Genomic DNA, 18,060 nt, shown 5'->3' with positions numbered 1-18,060 from the left:
TCGTTTTTACGCCCTCTCCCGCATGCGGGAGAGGGTTGGGGTGAGGGCCTGCAACAGGTGCCAGATTCTTTCCAGCACGGCAGGTGTTTCATTCATCACTTCATGGTTCCAGAACCGGACCACGGTCAGGCCCTGGGCTTCAATCAACGTGGTTCGCGCTTGGTCATATGCCTGCTGCTCGCTGTGCTGGCCACCATCGACTTCGATCACCAGGCCTGCTTCCAGACAAACGAAGTCGAGGATGTAAGGGCCGAGCGGGCGCTGCCGGCGAAACTTGAAATCCTGGAAACGGCGGCCACGAAGATGCTGCCACAGCAGGAGCTCGGCATCGGTCATCTGCCCGCGCAACCCACGTGCTTTCACCTTGGCGTCCGCCCTCACCCCAACCCTCTCCCGCACGCGGGAGAGGGGGTAAGTCACTGCGGCCTCGGTCGACTGCATTGCGTCAGTTCCGCACAGGCCGCCCGGTGTTCAGCATCCCCAGAATCCGCTCCTGCGTCTTCGGATGCACGATCAGCGAACAAAACGCCTGGCGCTCCAGGGTCATCAAATAGTCTTCGCTCACCAGCGTGCCGGGGTCCACGTCGCCACCGGTCACCACGTGCGCAATCAGCGACGCGATGTGGAAGTCGTGCTGGCTGATGAAACCGCCGTCGCGCATATTGACCAGGCTGCCCAGAATGGTGGCCTTGCCCGAGCGGCCCGCCACCGGCAACAGGCGCTTGTGCGGTGCACGGTAGCCGCCGACAAACAGGGCCTTGGCTTCGTTCAGGGCCACAAACAGCAGCTCGTCTTTGTGGGGAACGATCACATCGGAATGCAGCACATAACCCAGCTGACGCGATTCCAGCGCGCTCGTACCCACCTTGGCCATGGCCGCTGCGGTGAAGCCTTCGGTCAGGAAGGGCAGCAGGTCTTTGGCGGTGGAGGTTTCGGCGTTTTCCGCGGCGCGGCGGGCGATGTAGGTCAGGCCACCGGCGCCGGGGACCAGGCCCACGCCCACTTCCACCAGTCCGATGTAGCTTTCCATGTGCACCACGCGGCGCGCGCTGTGCACGGCCAGTTCGCAGCCACCGCCCAGCGCCAGGCCGCGCACGGCGCTCACCACCGGCACGTTGGCATAGCGCAGGCGCAGCATGGTTTGCTGCATGAAGCCCTCGGCATCTTCAATGGCGCTCACACCCACGGCCATGAAGGCGGGCAGCATGGCCTGCAGGTCGGCACCGGCGCTGAAGGGCTCGTCGCCCGACCACACCACCAGGCCCTGGTATTCCTTCTCGGCCAGGTCCACCGCCGCCATCAAGCCTTCGCACACGTCGGGGCTGATGGCGTGCATTTTGGTTTTGATGCTGGCGATCAGCAACTCGCCGTCCAGCGTCCACACACGTAGGCCGTCGTTTTCTTCGATGGTGGTGCCCGCGGTTTCAAACTTTGCACCCGCTTCGCCGAGCAACAGCTCGGGGAAGTGCTGGCGTGCGTAGACCGGCAGGCTGCGGCGCGCTTCAAACACGCCCTTGCTAGGGTTCCACGAACCCTGCGCCGTGTGCACGCCGCCGGCTTCGGCCACAGGGCCTTTGAACACCCAGTCCGGCAGGGGTGCGCGGCTCAGGGCTTTGCCTGCGTCAATGTCCTCTTGCACCATCTTTGCCACGTCCAGCCAGCCTGCTTCTTGCCACAGCTCAAACGGACCCTGCTTCATGCCAAAGCCCCAGCGCATGGCCTGGTCCACGTCGCGGGCGGTGTCGGCAATGCTGGCCAGATGCACGGCGGCGTAATGAAAGCTGTTGCGCAGAATCGCCCACAGAAACTGGCCTTGCGGTCCTTCGGCGTTGCGCAGCAACTTCAGGCGCTCGGCGGCCGGGCGCTTGAGCATGCGGCCATACACCTCGTCGGCCTTGGCACCCGCGGGCACGTATTCGCCGCTCTCCAGCTCGTAGCGCAAGATGTCGCGGCCCACCTTTTTGAAGAAGCCGGCCTTGGCCTTCTGGCCCAGGTGGCCAGCGTCAATGAGCGCCTTGAGCACCGGCGGTGTGCCGAAGCTCTCGTAAAACGGGTCGGTCTCCAGAGACAGGTTGTCCTGCAACGTCTTGACCACATGGGCCATGGTGTCCAGCCCTACCACGTCGGCGGTGCGGAAGGTGCCGCTGCTGGCGCGGCCCAGGCGCTTGCCGGTCAGGTCGTCCACCACGTCAAAGGTCAGGCCAAAGTTGTCCACCTCTTTCATCGTGGCCAGCATGCCGGCAATGCCGATGCGGTTGGCGATGAAGTTGGGCGTGTCTTTGCCCCGCACCACGCCCTTGCCCAGCCCACTGGTGACAAAGGCTTCCAGGTCGTCCAGCACCTGCGGCTCGGTGGTGGGAGTGGCGATCAGCTCCACCAGCGTCATGTAGCGCGGCGGGTTGAAGAAGTGGATGCCACAAAAATGCGGTTTGATGCTCTCGGGCAGCGCTTCGCTCAGCTTCGTGATCGACAGGCCCGAGGTGTTGCTCGCCACGATCGCGTGCGGTGCCAGGAAAGGCGCGATCTTGGTGTACAGGTCGAGCTTCCAGTCCATGCGCTCGGCAATCGCTTCGATGATCAGGTCGCAGTCGCGCAGCTGCTCCATGTGCTCTTCGTAATTGGCCTGGCCAATCAGCTCGGCGTCGCTCGCCACGCCCAGCGGCGAGGGCTTGAGCTTTTTCAGGTTGTCGATGGCGCGGGTCACGATGCCGTTTTTGTGGCCTTCCTTGGCCGGCAGGTCGAACAGCACCACCGGCACTTTGACGTTGACCAGGTGCGCAGCGATCTGCGCGCCCATCACGCCGGCGCCGAGCACGGCGACTTTTTTTACTTGAAATCGGTTCATCAGTTGGTTTCCTTTGGGCGCTGCTCAATGGGCAGCACTGGAGGGGGATTCGGTCGAGAGGCACCGCAGAACCGGCTTGGTCGGCTGCTGGTGCCGCCCCCTTGAAGGGGTCGCGCCGGGCGCGGAGGAGGTACTTCAGTTGGTCACCCGAACCCAGGTTTGCGTGCGCCCAATGCCGAACACCGAACCGCGCACTTCCAGTTTTTTCCCGGCTTCAATCGGTGTCAGGCGCAGGGTGTAAGCCTTGCCGTTTTCGGGGTCCAAAATTTTGCCGCCCTCCCATACGTCCTTGCCTTCGGTTTTCTTGGCATCGCGGATGATTTCCATGCCCAGCACCGGTTTGCCCTTGCGGTCGTCGGTGCACAGATCGCACACCGCGTCCTGCTTGGCGTCCTTGCGCAAGAGCTTGGCCACCCTGCCAGAGAGCACACCACCGTTGTCGGCAATGACGATCTCGGACTTGATCTCCTTGGTCTTGTCGTCGATCGAATGCCAGACGCCCACGGGGGTGCTCTGGGCCCAGGCGCCGGTCGCAAAAACCGCCAGAACAACGGTAACCAGGGAAGTCTTGATCATGTGAACACCTCTGAAGATGGGACGTGAGGAAGGGATCAACCGGCTCAAGCCAAGGCCGCGTCGGTGTCCATCAGCACCTTGCTGCCGGTGCGCGCCGTGCGCATCAGCGTCGCGGTTTCGGGGAACAGCTTGGCAAAGTAGAACCGCGCGGTCTGCAGCTTGGCCACATAGAACGGGTCGGTGTTGCCGGCGGCAATTTCGCGCAAGGCCACCTGCGCCATGCGGGCCCAGAAATAGCCAAACACCAGGTGGCCGGCCACGCGCAGGTAGTCCACCGCAGCGGCGCCCACTTCGTCGGCGTTTTGCATGCCCTTGAAGCCCAGCTCCATGGTGAACTTGGTGATCTGCTCACCCAGCACCGCGATGGGGTTGATGAACTCGGCCATCTTCTCGTTCACGCCCTCTTCTTGCACCAGCGCGCCCACCAGCTTGCCAAACTTCTTCAGCGTGGCGCCGTTGTTGCCCAGCACCTTGCGGCCCAGCAAGTCCAGGCTCTGGATGGTGTTGGTACCCTCATAAATCATGTTGATGCGGGCGTCGCGCACATGCTGCTCCATGCCCCATTCCTTGATGTAGCCGTGGCCACCAAACACCTGCTGGCACTGGGTGGCGGCGTTGTAGCCGTTGTCGGTCAAGAAGGCTTTGACGATGGGCGTCAGCAGCGACAGCATTTCGTCGCTCTCTTTGCGCACCTTTTCGTCGGGGTGGTTGTGCGACTTTTCCAGCAGCACCGAGCTGTAAATGGCCAGCGCGCGGCCGCCTTCGGCGTAGGCCTTGGCGGTAAGCAGCATGCGGCGCACATCGGGGTGAACAATGATCGGATCGGCTGGTTTGTCTTTGGCCTTGGGGCCGGTCAGGCTGCGCATCTGGATGCGGTCTTTGGCATACGCCAGGGCGTTCTGGTAAGCCACCTCGGTCAGCCCCAGGCTCTGGTTGCCCACGCCCAGGCGGGCGGCGTTCATCATGACAAACATGCCCTGCATGCCCTTATTGGGCTGGCCCACCAGCGTGCCCACCGCGCCGTCGAGCACAATCTGCGCCGTGGCATTGCCGTGGATGCCCATTTTGTGTTCGAGGCCACCGCAGTAGATGCCGTTGCGCTCGCCCAGCGTGCCGTCCTTGTTCACATGGAACTTGGGCACGATGAACAGGCTCACGCCCTTGATGCCGGGAGGCGCATCGGGCAGGCGGGCCAACACCAGGTGGATGATGTTGTCGGCCATGTCGTGTTCACCGGCGCTGATGAAGATCTTGTTGCCGGTGAGCTTGTAGGTGCCGTCGGCCTGTGGCTCGGCCTTGGTGCGCATCAGGCCCAGGTCGGTGCCGCAGTGGGGTTCGGTCAGGCACATGGTGCCGGTCCATTCGCCACTGGTCATTTTGTGCAGGTAGGTGGCCTTCTGCTCGTCGGTGCCGTGCGTGTGCAGCGAAGCATAGGCGCCGTGCGTGAGGCCAGGGTACATGGTCCAGGCCTGGTTGGCGCTGTTCATCATTTCGTACAGGCACTGGTTCACCACCAGCGGCAAGCCCTGGCCGCCGTAGGCCGGGTCACAGCTCAGGGCCGCCCAGCCGCCGTCCACGTAGGTTTTGTAGGCTTCCTTGAAGCCGGTGGGCGTGGTCACTTCGTGGGTGTCGCGGTTGAGCTTGCAGCCCTCGGTGTCGCCGCTGATGTTCAGCGGAAAAATGACCTGGGAAGCGAACTTGCCCGCCTCTTCCAGCACCGCGTTGATGGTGTCCACATCGGTGTCGGCGTGCTGGGGCATCGACTTGAATTCGTCGGTGACGTGCAGCACCTCGTGCATCACAAACTGCATGTCGCGCAAAGGCGGGTTGTAGACGGGCATGAAAAACTCCTGAAATGGGTTTGTGAGAGAAAAAGGGTCAGGCAACGCGGGGTTTGCGCGCCCGAGAAACGCGCGCGGGGCTGGCCGCGGCGGGTACGGGTGAGCTGAAGCGCCCCACGATGCCTTCAAAAGCTTTCAAGGCGCGGCGCAACGAGTCGGGGCTACGCAAAAAGCGGGCTTCGTAGTGCAGCGCCAGAATGAGGGCATGGATTTCAAAAGCCATCTGGTCGGCGTCCGTGTCGGGGTTCAGATGGCCCTCGGCCACGGCGAGTTCCACCGCCCGGCGCATCGCCGACAACCAGGTGTTGACCGAGCTGGCCAGCGCGTCGCGCACAGGGCCCGGGCGGTCGTCAAACTCCACCGCGCCACTGATGTAGATGCAACCCGAGTCGATTTCCACCGAGGTGCGCTTCATCCAGTTGTCAAACATGGCCCGCAGGCGCGGCAACCCGCGGGGTGCAGCCATGGCGGGGTAAAACACCTCTTCTTCAAACCGCGTGTGGTACTCACGCACCACCGAAATTTGCAACTCTTCACGCGAACCGAAGTGGGCAAAAACGCCCGACTTGCTCATCTGCATGACCTCGGCCAGCGCACCGATGGACAAACCTTCCAGGCCGATCTGCGTGGCCAGGCCAAGGGCGGCCTCAACAATCGCTGCCTTGGTTTGCTGGCCTTTTTGCATCGGCTTGCTGGCGGCGCTGGCGCTTTGCGAACGGCGAACAATGGAAGTGACGCGCATGCGGTGGGGGCGGCAGGGCCGCGTTGGGTGGCGAAAAAAGCAAACCGCGCGATAAATCGAACGGTCGTGCTATTTTTACCGCAAAAAAAGCCCTGCGGTGCATTGCAGGGCTTTTTTTATGGGGAATTGCTTAGAGCACAAGCCCTAAAACCGCCAGGACAGCCGCCTGACAAGGGTTAACCCGTAGTTCAATGCGTTGCTCTTTGCCCCTGGCTGCTCACGCTCAGAGTCGGCCAGCCGGCAGCAGCAAACACAGGCTGTGTTCCAGGCTTTCGGTGGGCACACGCTTGAAGCCGCTGCGTGCAAACCGTTGCAGCCGGCCGGCGCAAAACGCGGTGATGACCGAAGCGTCTGCCTGCGCGTCCACGGTCGGCGTGGATGTGCCCACCAGCACCGCCGCCTCGCGCAGGTTCTGCCGAAGGGCGGCTTCAATCTTGTCGAAAAACAGGTTCATGCGCTGCTGCAGGCGCTCGTTTTCAAACACCAGTGCGTCGCCCACCATGACGCGCGCCATGCCAGGGTTCTTTTCACCAAACTGCAGCAGCAGCGTGACCAGGCGGCGCGAGCGCAGCAGCGGATCGGGCTCGCGGTCGCCCAGCTGGTTGATCAGGCCGAACACCGATTGCTCGATGAACTCGATCAAACCTTCAAACATTTGCGCTTTGCTGGCGAAATGGCGGTACAGGGCGGCCTCGCTCACGCCGAGCCGCGCTGCCAGCGCCGCCGTGGTGATGCGTTCGGCGCCCGGCTGCTCCAGCATGGTGGCCAGGGCCTGCAAAATTTGCACCCGGCGCTCACCCGGCTTGGGGCGTTTGCGCCCCGCCGCGCCTTCAGCTGGCTCAGCCGTCTCGTGGCGTTGGGTGTCGTCAGATGCCCCGGTGGGCATGGGCTCTGGGCCGTTGGGTGTCATGGGCAGTCGGTCCGTTCGTGTTCGGCTAGCGGGCTGCGTTCCCGGCCCGGTGGTTGTCTTCCCCTGCTTACATTTTGATTCTCGCACAGGGGTTTGCGGCCCCGCCGCCTACCCCATGCCGCACGGAAAAAGACCTCAGTGTGAACGGATCATGGTGCCGAAAGGTTCGTTGCCCAACACTTCCAGCAGCAGCGCGTGGGGCACACGACCGTCGATGATGTGCACCGCGTTGACACCGCTCTTGGCCGCGTCCAGCGCGCCAGCGATTTTGGGAATCATGCCGCCGCTGATGGTGCCGTCTTCGCACAACTCGTCAATGCGGCGCGGCGTCAACTCGGTGAAAAGTTGGCCTTCTTTGTCGAGCACGCCGCGGATGTTGGTGAGCATGAGCAGCTTTTCAGCCTGCAGCACGGTGGCCAGCTTGGCCGCCACCACGTCGGCGTTGATGTTGTAGCTCTCGTTGTGCTCGCCAAAACCAATCGGGCTGACGACGGGAATGAACTGGTCGTCCTGCAAGGCCTTGACCACGCTCGGGTCGATGCTGACGATGTCGCCCACTTGGCCCACGTCGTGCTCCCTGCTGGGGTCTTGCTGATCGGCTAGGCGAAGCTTCTGGGCGCGAATCATGGCGCCGTCGCGCCCGGTCAACCCCACCGCCTTGCCACCCGCGGCGTTGATCAGGCCCACGATGTCTTGCTGCACCTCGCCGCCCAACACCCACTCGACCACTTCCATGGTTTCGGCGTCGGTCACGCGCATGCCCTGGATGAACTCGCCTTTTTTGCCCAGGCGCTGCAACAGCGTTTCAATCTGCGGGCCACCGCCATGCACCACCACCGGGTTGATGCCCACGAGCTTGAGCAGCACCACGTCCTCGGCAAAGTCTTGCTGCAAGGCCGGGTCGGTCATGGCGTTGCCGCCGTACTTGATGACCATGGTTTTGCCGTGGTACTTGCGGATGTAGGGCAAGGCCTGGGCCAGAATTTCAGCTTTTTCGCGGGGTTGGATGGTGGAGAGGTCGACGGGGATGTGGGTGGTCATGTTTCGGGTTCCCGGTGGGGCTGTTGGGTTGGCAAATTGTAGGCGTCGGTGGAGCGTTTCTTCTCCTGTGGCTTGCCGGGTCTCGCCCCGGCGGGCGCCTCACTTTCTTTTGCTTCGCCAAAAGAAAGTAAGCAAAGAAAAGGCGAGCCGGATGCGCTGTCCCTTCGCTGCGCTGCGGGCACACTGCGTTGCTCGGTCTGGGCGGGGTCGGGCTGAACTCGCTTCGCTCAAACAACGCCCGCCCTGCTCCGCCCAGCCCTGCGCTACTCGCCAGCGCATGACGGCGGGATGCGGATGCGGATGCACTTTCTTCGGCTGCCTGGCTGGCGTTGCCCTCACCCCTGCCCATGCCCAGCGGGAGACGGATGAAAAAGGGGAACCCGCTCCCGTTCCCGAATCCGCTCCCAAACCCACGCCGTGTGGCCGGGCTGAGCAGCGCAGGGGCGAGCGGATCAGGGCGGGCGTTGTTTGAGCGAAGCGAGTTCAGCCCGACCCCGCTCGAACCAAGCAGCGCAAGGCACCGCGCAGCGGCCCGGACTTCGGTTCGCCTTTCTTTTGCTTACTTTTCTTTGGCGAAGCAAAGAAAAGTAAGGCGGCCGCCGGGCCGAGACCCGGCCCACAAAAGCCACAAAAGCCACGAAAGCGAACAACACAAAGGCAAAGAAATCAGAAGTGAATCCCCCGCATCATCTGCTGCATAGCCACCGCCTCCGGCGACAACTGTGGCTTGGCCCCCTTCTCCCCCTTCGCCGCAGAAGAATCCGGGAACATGCGAAAACTGGTGTTCATCACGATCTGCGCGACCCGTGGCACAAACGCGTGCAACACCTGCCCTGTCACGCCCAATCGCGTCGCAATGCGCACCGGCTTGAAAATGCAGGCCTGCGCGATCATGTCAGCCGCCTCTTCAGGCGCCAGAGTCGGCACATTTTTGTAGATCTGGGTCGGCGCGATCATCGGCGTGCGCACCAGCGGCATGTTGATGGTGGTGAAGCTGATGCCCTGGTCGGCAAACTCGCTCGACGCGCAGCGCGTCCACGCATCCAGCGCGGCCTTGCTGGCCACGTAGGCACTGAACCGAGGCGCATTGGTCAGCACGCCAATGGAGCTGATGTTGACCACATGGCCCTTGCGTTTGGCCACCATGCCCGGCAGCAGGCCCATGGTCACGCGCAGGCAGCCAAAGTAGTTGAGCTGCATGGTGCGCTCGAAATCGTGGAAGCGGTCGTAGCTGCCTTCAATGGCTCGGCGGATCGAGCGGCCCGCGTTGTTGATCAGGAAATCGACACCGCCGTGGTTGGCGATCAGCAGTTGCACAAAGCGGTCTGCGTCGGCCATGTCCGCAATGTCGGCGGCGTAGGCGATGAAGGCATAGCCCTTTTCCTGGGCTTCCTTGCAGGCCTCATCTAGCTTGTCCTGGTCGCGCCCGCAGATGATCGTCACCGCACCCGCTTCTGCAAACTTGTGCGCGGCTGCCAGGCCAATGCCGGAGCTGCCGCCGGTGACCAGCACCACCTTGCCCGCGACCGTGCCCTTCAGGCTGCGGTCGATGTGCAGGTCCGGGTCGAGGTGGCGTTCCCAGTAATCCCACAGGCGCCAGGCGTAGTCCTTGAGGTTCGGGCACGCAATGCCGCTGCCCTTGAGCGCGGCCAGCGTTTCGCGGCAGTCAAACCGCGTCGGGTAGTTGACGAAGTTCATCATGTCCTCGGGCAGCCCGAGGTCTTGCATGATGGCGCGGTACACGCGGCGCACCGGTGCCAGCGCCATCAGGCCCTTCTTCACGCTATTGGGTATGAAGCCCATCAGCGCGGCGTTGATGAACAGATTCATCTTGGGCGCGTGCGCGGCCTTGCTCAGAATGTCGAGCACATCGCCCACGCGGTAGCCCATGGGGTCGACCAGGTGGAAGCACTGGCCACTGGCGCGCTTGTGGTGGCTGATGTGGTTGAGCGCATCCACCACGAAGTCCACCGGCACGATGTTGATACGACCGCCCTCCAGGCCCACGCTGGGCATCCAGGGCGGCAAGATCTGGCGCATGCGCTGGATCAACTTGAAGAAGTAATAGGGCCCGTCGATCTTGTCCATCTCGCCGGTCTGGCTGTCGCCCACCACCAGCGCCGGCCGGTACACGCTCCAGGGCACTTTGCATTCGTTGCGCACGATCTTTTCGCTCTCGTGCTTGGTCATGAAATACGGGTGGTCGATGTTCTCGGCCTCGTCAAACATGTCCTCGCGGAACACGCCCTCGTACAGGCCGGCTGCTGCGATGGATGACACATGGTGGAAATGCTTCGCGCCGATGGCCTTGGCCAGCTCCACCGTGTTGCGCGTGCCATCAATGTTCACGGCGATCTGGCTCTCGGCGTCGGCCTCGAGGTCGTACACCGCCGCCAGGTGGTAGAAGTGGTCCACCTGGCCTTTGAGGGCTTTCACCGCGTCGGCGCTGACGCCCAGTTTTTTGCTCGTCAGGTCACCAAACACGGGCACGGCCCGCGCCGGGCCGACACCCCAGTATTCGAGCAATGCGGGCACCTTGCCTTCGCTCGCCTGGCGGATCAGAAAGTGCACCACCGAGCCCTTGCGCTCCAGCAGTTTTTTGACCAAGCGCTTGCCAATGAAACCGGTGGCTCCGGTCACGAAATAATGCATAAGGACTCCTGATTGCGGTTTTCTGCGTTCGCGGTACTGAAAAATGACGGCCATTCAACCCGCCATTTTTGACCACGAATGCGGTCCGGCGATTCCGCAATAACCCGCGCTCAACACCGCCTGCCCGACCGCTGTCCACCGCATGTGTTCAAGCGCTCGCTTTAGTCACGCGCCCCTACACAGGCGGGGGCCTGCCGGCTTACATTGCCAGCACGTCACGGGCCAATCGCCCTGCCCACATTACCCTTAACGCATTCCTTGGAGTTCACCATGGTCAAGAAAATCCAGAAATCTGGCACCGACAAAAAAGCCGCTGCAGCCAGCTTCAACTCGCCCCTGTCGGGCGCCATCAAAGATTCGGCGCAGCAGATCTGGCTGGCCGGTCTGGGCGCTTTTTCCAAGGCCCAGGAAGAAGGCGGCAAAGCCTTTGACTCGCTGGTGAAAGAGGGTCTGTCGATTCAGCGCAAGACACAGGCCGTGGCCGAAGAGCGCATCTCTGAAGCCACCAACCGGGTGAGCAACATGGCCACGGACATCTCCAGCAAAGCCGCAGGCCAATGGGACAAGCTGGAAAACATTTTTGAAGACCGTGTGGCCAAGGCGCTGAACAAGCTTGGCGTGCCCTCGGCGCGCGACATCGAATCGCTGATGGAGCGCATTGACACCCTGAGCCAGGCGGTGCACCGCCTGGGCGGCAAAGTGCCGGCCAAGGCGGCCACCAAGGCCCCGGTCAAGGCAGCGGCCAAGCCCGCTGCGCGCAAGGCTACCGTGAAAGCCCCAGCCAAGACTGCCGCCAAAACCCCTGCAAAACCGGCGGCCAAAGCGCCGGCCAAAGCCGCAGCAAAAGTGGCCCGCAAGGCCGCGCCACGCAAGGCGGCTGAACCCGTGGTCGAAGCCGTCTGAACGACAACCTGGCAGCGCATTGCCAGACACGAGAAGGGACGCTTGACGTCCCTTTTTTACGCCTGCCAGGCATGCTGCAGCGCAGCACTTCCAGCAACCTCCGAGGTCTACACTCGAACGCATGATGCAAGCCCGCCAAGCTCCCGCCCGCTCCACCGCGCCTGCTGCGCGCCAGCGCACCGAACGGCGTGCGCGCCCCCGCATTGCGGTGGCCCTGGCCGGTGGCGGGCCGCTGGGTGCCATCTACGAAATAGGTGCGCTGTGCGCCCTGGACGACTGCCTGCAAGGTCTGGACTTCAATGCCTGCGACCACTACGTGGGTGTGTCGGCCGGGGGCTTCATTGCGGCAGGACTGGCCAACGGCATGACACCGCGCCAGCTCTGCGCCATGTTCATTGAAGACCTGCCCAATCCAGAAAACTTCGATCCCTCCTGGCTGCTCAAGCCCGCCTGGGGCGAGTTTGGACACCGCCTGCAGCGCCTGCCAGGCCTGCTGGGCAGCGCCCTGTGGGCCTGGGGTGTGCAGGGCAAGCCGCTGACCAACGCCTTTGAGCGGCTGGGTGCCGCCTTGCCCACCGGCCTGCTCGACAACGAGGGTATTCACCAGCACATTGAGCACTTGTTCAGCCGCGAGGGCCGCAGCAACGACTTCCGCGAGTTGCGTGCGCGCCTGACGCTGGTGGCCACCCAGCTCGATACCGGCAACGCCGCCCCGTTTGGCCGCCCAGGCTGGGACCACGTACCCATTTCGCGGGCCATACAGGCCAGCGCCGCGCTGCCTGGGCTGTTCCCGCCGGTCAATATTGAAGGCAAGTACTATGTGGACGGTGCCCTCAAGAAAACCCTGCACGCCACCGTGGCACTGGACGAGGGCGTGGGCCTGCTGCTGTGCCTGAACCCGCTGGTGCCGTTTCACGCCAGTGAGCACCCGCGCAGCACCAAACGCATCCCCTCGCTGGTGGAAGGCGGCTTTCCCGCCGTGATGAGCCAGACCTTTCGCTCGATGATCCATTCGCGGCTGGCGCTGGGGCTGAAGCACTACGAACGAGCCTACCCCGAGAGCGACATCGTGTTGATCGAACCCGACCAGCGCGATGCCGAGCTGTTTTTTGCCAACACCTTTAGCTACCGCCAGCGCCGCGAAATGGCCGAACACGCCTACCAGCAGACGCGGCAGCTTTTGCTCGAACGCCAGGCCGAACTGGCGCCGAAGCTGGCCCGTCACGGCGTGCACCTGGACACCGCCGCGCTGAACGACCCCGCGCGGCACCTGCTGGCACCCGCGCGGCGCCGGGCCAAGGCGCAAAAGGGGCGAGGCGCATCAGCCACCCAGCGGCTGCACGCCACACTGGACCAGCTGCAACACCAACTCGGGCTGCCCCAACACCCCACGCGCAGCCACTGAGCGGGCCAAAGGACACACGCCACATGGTCAAAAAAGCCCCTCGCCGCACCGCAGAGCGCATTCTGGAGGTGACGCTCGAACTGTTCAACCGCTTTGGTGAGCCCAACGTGTCGACCACGCTGATCTCGGCCGAACTCGGTATCAGCCCCGGCAACCTGTACTACCACTACCCGGCCAAAGACGAACTCATCAACTCGCTGTTTGAACGCTACGAGCGCTCGCTGAGCGAGCTGCTCAATGCCAGCGATGGTGTGCGCAACGTAGAAGACGCCTGGTTTTTCATGCACTCGCTGTTTGAAACCATCTGGGCTTACCGTTTTTTGTACCGTGACCTGAACGACCTGTTGTCCAAAAACCGGATGCTCGAGACCCACTTTCAGGCGGTGCTGAAAAACAAGACCCGCGCCATCCGCGCCTTGCTGGCCAGCATGAGCCGCAGCGGCGCGGTCGACATTGACGCACGCGAAGTGGAGCCCACCGCCCACTGCATGGTGGTGGTGCTGACCTACTGGCTGAGTTTTGAATATGTGCGCGACCCCCGCAACGCGCTGGAACCCGACAACGCGCAGCAAGCGCTGATGCGCGGCGCCTACCATGTGCTCAACCTGCTGGCGCCCTACCTGGAAGCCAGTCAGCGCCAGCACCTGCTGCAGCTCACCGGCGCGTACACCGCCCCAACCTGAACCGGTCCAAGCCACACACATGCACCAATGGCCCCCTTTCCCGTACCCGGGCGCGTACCGTTTCGACGCAGCGAGCCTGCCGGACCACTGGGCGCGCCTGCACCGCGGCGACGCGGAACCGCTGCCGACCGAGCCCGATGTGCTGCGCGCCTGGGCGCTGTTTCACAACGGCGACTTTCAGCAAGCCGCAGAAGCTGGGCTGGCCTTGGATGCTGCCGGCGCCACCGTGGCCAACAAGGCCACCTGCATTTACGCCAACTACCTCGAACCCCGCGAAGAAGCACGCCTGCTGTTGTTGAAAACAGCGGCCAGCCGGGCCGAGGCCCAGCAACAGCAGGCGCCCGATCTGGCTGGCGCCTGGTATTGGGAAGCCTACGCATTGGGCCGCTACAGCCAGGGCATCAGTGTGGCCAAGGCGCTGGCACAAGGGCTGGGGTTGCGCATCAAAACCGCGCTGGAAACCACCCTGCGGCTGGCGCCCCACCACGCAGACGCCCACCTGGCGCTGGCGGCGTTTCATGCCGAAGTGATCGACAAGGTGGGCAGCCTCATTGGCGGCATGACCTACGGCGCGCGAAAAGACACCGGGCTGGCCTTGTACCAGCAGGCCCTGGCGCTCAACCCGGACTCACCCATCACACTGGGTGAATACGCGAGCGGGCTGTTGATGCTGGAAGGCGAGAGCGCCGCCGAGCAAGCGCTGAGCCTGCAAGAACGCTGCGCCGCCTTTGAACCCCTGGACGCCATGGAGCGGCTGTACGTGGACGCCGCCCGCGTGGCGCTTCGCACGTAAGCGCCTGCGGCAGGCGACCGCTCTGGGTACCGGCTCAGGGCGTGTTCAAACCATCCACCGCCTGAAACAGCGCCTGCCGCGCCTGCGCCACCACCTGGGCGCGCCAGGTATCGGTGTTGACATAAAATGTGTCCAGCATGCGCTGCTTGATGGCCTGTCGCAACGCCGCCGGCGCTTCGGGATGCTGGTGCAGCCAGTGGTCCCCACGCAAAGCGTTGATCACGTCTTCAATGGGCAAGGTCCCGTATTCCAGCGCCATGCCGGTGTACTCGGCCTGCGGGCACTCTTCGTAGGCCGCACCCCACATCAGCCCGGTCAGGCGCGCCGACGTGGAGCTGCCGTCGTAGATGGAGGTGACCGGCGTCTGACCGCTGCCGTCCCACCAGCGGCGGGCCCGGGCCAGCGCGGCGGGCTCGTCGCGACACGCACAAATGCGCTCGCCCACACCGCTCGGGCCCAGCCCGGTGTGCAGGTCGATCCAGGCCAGTCGGCGGGCCTTTCGCGCATGGCTGCGCAACACCTGGCGCAGGGTCAGGTTGCTCCAGGTGGGCGCTGTGCCGCCAAAAAACAGGCCGTCGGCAAACGCATGCTGCCCCTGCGACACCGCGGCCTGGTAACGCGCCAGGCCGTGGGTGGCCACATAGGCGTCTATCGCGGCCTGGTTGTCGGGCTGCGGCGGCCAGTCGTGGGGCAACAGCAGCGCATGCAGCTCGGCGTAGGCCGGGTTCTGCGGCAGGGGCTGGCTGAAGTCCTGAAAGTTGCGGTTGAGGTCCACGTTTTCGTGGGTCACACGGCGCACAAATGAAAAGCCATGCGGGTTGAGCGCGTGGATGTACAACACCGCCACCCCGGCCGCGCGGGCGTGTGCGCGCCATTCGGCGTCGTGGGTGGCAAACACCTGCACGCCGGAGCCACAGTAGCCTTCAGCCCCGTGGCAGGCGCTGCTGACGATGAGCAGGCGCTCGGCGTCGGGTGCGCCGTCCATCGCCACGTCCATCGCCAGGGTCTCGCCGTCCCTGCCGGGCAACGGGTGGTTGTGGCTGGTGATGGCCATGCCGGCGGTGGCAGCCCCCTCCAGGAACTGCACCCGCGCGCGGGCGTAGGACGGCGAAAACGCGGCTTGCGCGCTGATCATGCGCCCGCCCCGGTGCGGGGCTGGGCCAGCCATTTCTCGGCCAGGCGCACCCAGAAGGTGGCACCCAGCGGTATCAGGTCGTCGTTGAAATCGTAGCTCGGGTTGTGCAGCATGCAGGGACCGCCGCCGTGGCCCATCTCTCGGTGCGCGCCGTCGCCATTGGCAATGAAGGCGTAGCAACCGGGCCGCTCTTGCAGCATGTAGGCAAAGTCTTCGGCGCCCATGGTGGGCTCCTGGTCCAGCACCTTGTCCGCTCCCACAATCTCGGCCATCACAGCCCGGGCAAAGGCGGTCTCCACCGGGTGGTTGATGGTGGGCGGGTAGTTGCGCTTGAACTGGAATTCGCAGGTGGCACCAAAAGCGGCGCAGGTGTGCTGGGCGATCTCGCCCATGCGGCGCTCGATCATGTCCAGCACCTCGTAGGTGAAGGTGCGCACCGTGCCCTGGATCTCGCAGCTGTCGGGCACCACGTTGGTGGCCTCGCCGGTGTGGATCATGGTGACCGAGATCACGCCCGCGTCCACCGGCTTTTTGTTGCGGGTGATGATGGTCTGAAAGGCCTGCACCATCTGGCAGGCCACGGGCACCGGGTCGATGCCGTTGTGCGGCAGCGCGGCGTGCGCACCCTTGCCGCGTATGACGATGTGAAACTCGTTGCTGGACGCCATCACCGGACCGGTGCTGGCAGCAAACGTGCCCACCGGCAGGCCGGGCCAGTTGTGCATGCCAAACACCGCTTCCACTGGAAACTGTTCAAAAAGGCCGTCCTTGATCATCTCGCGTGCGCCACCGCCGCCTTCTTCGGCCGGCTGGAAGATCAGGACCACCGTGCCGTCAAAATGGCGGTGCTTGGCAAAATGCTGGGCTGCTGCCAGCAGCATGGCGGTGTGCCCGTCGTGGCCACAGGCGTGCATCTTGCCGGCGTGCTGGCTGGCGTGTGCAAAGGTGTTGTGCTCCTGCATGGGCAGGGCGTCCATGTCGGCACGCAGGCCAATGGCCCGGCCGCAGGCGCCGCCATCGCGCCCGTGCACGATGCCCACCAGGCCTGTGGTGCCCAGACCGCGGCGCACCTCAATGCCCCACTCGGTCAGCTTTTGGGCCACCACATCGGCCGTGCGCACCTCTTGAAAACAGAGTTCGGGGTGGGCGTGGATGTCACGCCGCACAGCGGCAATACCCGCCGCCTGGGTCAGGATGGAGTCGATCAGTTGCATGGGCGCCTCTCAGTGCCGCAGGCCGGCACCAGGTTGAAAAACGACCATGGTACCGAAGACCCGCCCGGTACCAGCGCCCCGTGGGCGACACCCCTAACAACCGCCGGGTGGTGGCAAGAGAATCAGCGGCGGATGCGACCGTCTTCGGTCAGCAGGGTCAGCTCAACGAACTTGGAGCCCGTGTGTTTGCTGGGGGAAAAATCCACCGGAAAGCCCCCCAGGTTGACATTTTGCATGCCCTGAATGGCGGTAATAAACGCATCGCGGGTCAGCGCGCGCCCGGCCCGCTTCACCGCTTCGGCAAACACCTTGGCCGCCACGAAACCTTCCATGCCCGAGTAGTTGGGCACCACTCCGCGCTTGTCTTTCAACGCGGCCAGGTAGTCACCCGACAACCGGGTCACGGGCGCATAAGGAAAGGGCATCACCTGGCTCACCACCACGCCACGAGCCTCGGCACCCAGCTCATCCATGAGCGCCTGCGTGCCCACGAACGACACGTTGTAAAAGTTGCCCACGAACCCCTGTCGGCGGGCGAGCCGAATGAAGGTGGCGCAGGCCTTGTACGCGCCAATCTGCACAATGGCTTCGGGCTTCACCGCCATGATGGTTTTGATCGCCTGCTCCACATCAACGGTGTTGCGCTCCACCGTGCCCAGGGCCGCAGGCTCCAGACCAAGACCCTTCATGGCGCGGGCCACACCCTCCAGCCCGGTCTTGCCGTAAGCGTCGTTCTGGTAAAAAACCGCAATTTTCTTGATACCCACTGCCGTCACCTGGCGCACGATCGCGGCGGTCTCGTCGAAATACGAAGCCCGCACATGGATGGCGTAGCGGTTGAAGGGTTCACGCAAGGCCTCTGCGCCCGTAAAGGGCGCAAAAAAAGGCACTTTGGCCTCGGTGGCCAGCGGCAGCGCCGCCAGGCTGGTGGGGGTGCCGACATAGCCAAACAGGGCAAACACATCGTCGCCGATGAGTTGCTTGGTATTGGCCGCGCAGCGCTCGGGCTCGTAGCCATCGTCCAGCCGCTTGATCTCAATGCGGCGGCCGTTCACGCCGCCCTTGGCGTTCAAGTCTTCAAAATACAGCTGGGCGCCCAGATGAAATTGCAAGCCCAGCTGCGTGGCCGAGCCACTGAACGGCGCCGACTGGCCCAGCAAGATCCGTGTGTCGCTCACACCGGCACTTTGGGCCTGCGCGGTGCTGCTCCAAGCCCCCATGGCCGCCGCACCCAGCAGCGTGCCCGCGTTTGAAATGACCTCACGACGTCGCATACGGGTTCTCCTGATATGCTGTTTTTCTTTGTCCGATTCCTGCGCG

General features: G+C 63.7%; 15 protein-coding genes. 4 read left to right on the top strand and 11 right to left on the bottom strand.

Going from position 1 to position 18,060, the window contains the following annotated elements; all coding sequences use genetic code 11:
* Positions 1–6: 6 nt before the first annotated feature.
* The 8 genes from AC0GNR_RS11200 to AC0GNR_RS11165 all read right to left on the bottom strand — a co-directional run bounded on the left by AC0GNR_RS11200 (position 7) and on the right by AC0GNR_RS11165 (position 10,607).
* Positions 7–441, bottom strand: coding sequence for an endonuclease domain-containing protein (locus AC0GNR_RS11200; protein WP_472901037.1), 435 nt, complete (start codon positions 439–441; stop codon positions 7–9).
* A 4-nt stretch (positions 442–445) separates the two neighbouring features.
* Positions 446–2,845, bottom strand: a complete 2,400-nt coding sequence (locus tag AC0GNR_RS11195; protein WP_472901036.1) for a 3-hydroxyacyl-CoA dehydrogenase NAD-binding domain-containing protein — start codon at positions 2,843–2,845, stop codon at positions 446–448.
* Between the two features lie 135 nt (positions 2,846–2,980).
* Complete coding sequence (locus tag AC0GNR_RS11190; protein WP_472901035.1) at positions 2,981–3,421, bottom strand: DUF2147 domain-containing protein; 441 nt, start codon at positions 3,419–3,421, stop codon at positions 2,981–2,983.
* A gap of 44 nt (positions 3,422–3,465) precedes the next feature.
* A complete protein-coding gene (locus AC0GNR_RS11185; RefSeq protein WP_472901034.1) occupies positions 3,466–5,262 on the bottom strand; it encodes an acyl-CoA dehydrogenase C-terminal domain-containing protein in 1,797 nt (598 codons plus the stop codon).
* A gap of 37 nt (positions 5,263–5,299) precedes the next feature.
* Positions 5,300–6,004 carry a TetR/AcrR family transcriptional regulator gene (locus AC0GNR_RS11180; RefSeq protein WP_472901033.1) on the bottom strand — a complete coding sequence of 235 codons (705 nt, stop codon included), beginning with the start codon at positions 6,002–6,004 and terminating at the stop codon, positions 5,300–5,302.
* A gap of 223 nt (positions 6,005–6,227) precedes the next feature.
* On the bottom strand, positions 6,228–6,914 hold the full coding sequence (gene slmA, locus AC0GNR_RS11175; protein WP_472901032.1) for a nucleoid occlusion factor SlmA: 687 nt from the start codon (positions 6,912–6,914) through the stop codon (positions 6,228–6,230).
* Between the two features lie 135 nt (positions 6,915–7,049).
* A complete protein-coding gene (argB, locus tag AC0GNR_RS11170; protein WP_472901031.1) occupies positions 7,050–7,955 on the bottom strand; it encodes an acetylglutamate kinase in 906 nt (301 codons plus the stop codon).
* A gap of 666 nt (positions 7,956–8,621) precedes the next feature.
* Positions 8,622–10,607: an SDR family oxidoreductase gene (locus AC0GNR_RS11165; protein ID WP_472901030.1), complete on the bottom strand. Its 1,986-nt coding sequence runs from the start codon at positions 10,605–10,607 to the stop codon at positions 8,622–8,624.
* Between the two features lie 270 nt (positions 10,608–10,877).
* On the opposite strand from AC0GNR_RS11165, the gene AC0GNR_RS11160 reads away from it, so the two are divergent.
* The 4 genes from AC0GNR_RS11160 (at position 10,878) to AC0GNR_RS11145 (ending at position 14,391) form a co-directional block, all read left to right on the top strand.
* Positions 10,878–11,510 carry a phasin family protein gene (locus AC0GNR_RS11160; RefSeq protein WP_472901029.1) on the top strand — a complete coding sequence of 211 codons (633 nt, stop codon included), beginning with the start codon at positions 10,878–10,880 and terminating at the stop codon, positions 11,508–11,510.
* 121 nt (positions 11,511–11,631) lie between these two features.
* Positions 11,632–12,915, top strand: coding sequence for a patatin-like phospholipase family protein (locus AC0GNR_RS11155; protein WP_472901028.1), 1,284 nt, complete (start codon positions 11,632–11,634; stop codon positions 12,913–12,915).
* 23 nt (positions 12,916–12,938) lie between these two features.
* Positions 12,939–13,598 (top strand): TetR/AcrR family transcriptional regulator, encoded by a 660-nt coding sequence (locus AC0GNR_RS11150; RefSeq protein ID WP_472901027.1) that lies wholly within the window; start codon positions 12,939–12,941, stop codon positions 13,596–13,598.
* 19 nt (positions 13,599–13,617) lie between these two features.
* Positions 13,618–14,391 carry a hypothetical protein gene (locus AC0GNR_RS11145; RefSeq protein WP_472901026.1) on the top strand — a complete coding sequence of 258 codons (774 nt, stop codon included), beginning with the start codon at positions 13,618–13,620 and terminating at the stop codon, positions 14,389–14,391.
* Positions 14,392–14,425: 34 nt separating this feature from the next.
* On the opposite strand, the gene AC0GNR_RS11140 is transcribed toward AC0GNR_RS11145, so the two are convergent.
* From AC0GNR_RS11140 to AC0GNR_RS11130, 3 genes are all read right to left on the bottom strand, one after another.
* The gene (locus AC0GNR_RS11140; protein WP_472901025.1) at positions 14,426–15,526 is read right to left on the bottom strand and encodes a M14 family metallopeptidase; all 1,101 of its coding nucleotides are present in this window, start codon (positions 15,524–15,526) and stop codon (positions 14,426–14,428) included.
* Positions 15,523–16,740 carry a M20 aminoacylase family protein gene (locus AC0GNR_RS11135; protein WP_472901024.1) on the bottom strand — a complete coding sequence of 406 codons (1,218 nt, stop codon included), beginning with the start codon at positions 16,738–16,740 and terminating at the stop codon, positions 15,523–15,525. The genes AC0GNR_RS11140 and AC0GNR_RS11135 overlap by 4 nt, the downstream gene beginning before the upstream one ends.
* A gap of 122 nt (positions 16,741–16,862) precedes the next feature.
* The gene (locus AC0GNR_RS11130) at positions 16,863–18,014 is read right to left on the bottom strand and encodes an ABC transporter substrate-binding protein (RefSeq protein ID WP_472901023.1); all 1,152 of its coding nucleotides are present in this window, start codon (positions 18,012–18,014) and stop codon (positions 16,863–16,865) included.
* Positions 18,015–18,060 lie beyond the last annotated feature (46 nt).

It is taken from the genome of Hydrogenophaga sp. LT287 (genome assembly GCF_055702805.1).
This window is presented reverse-complemented; position numbering and strand designations above follow the sequence as displayed.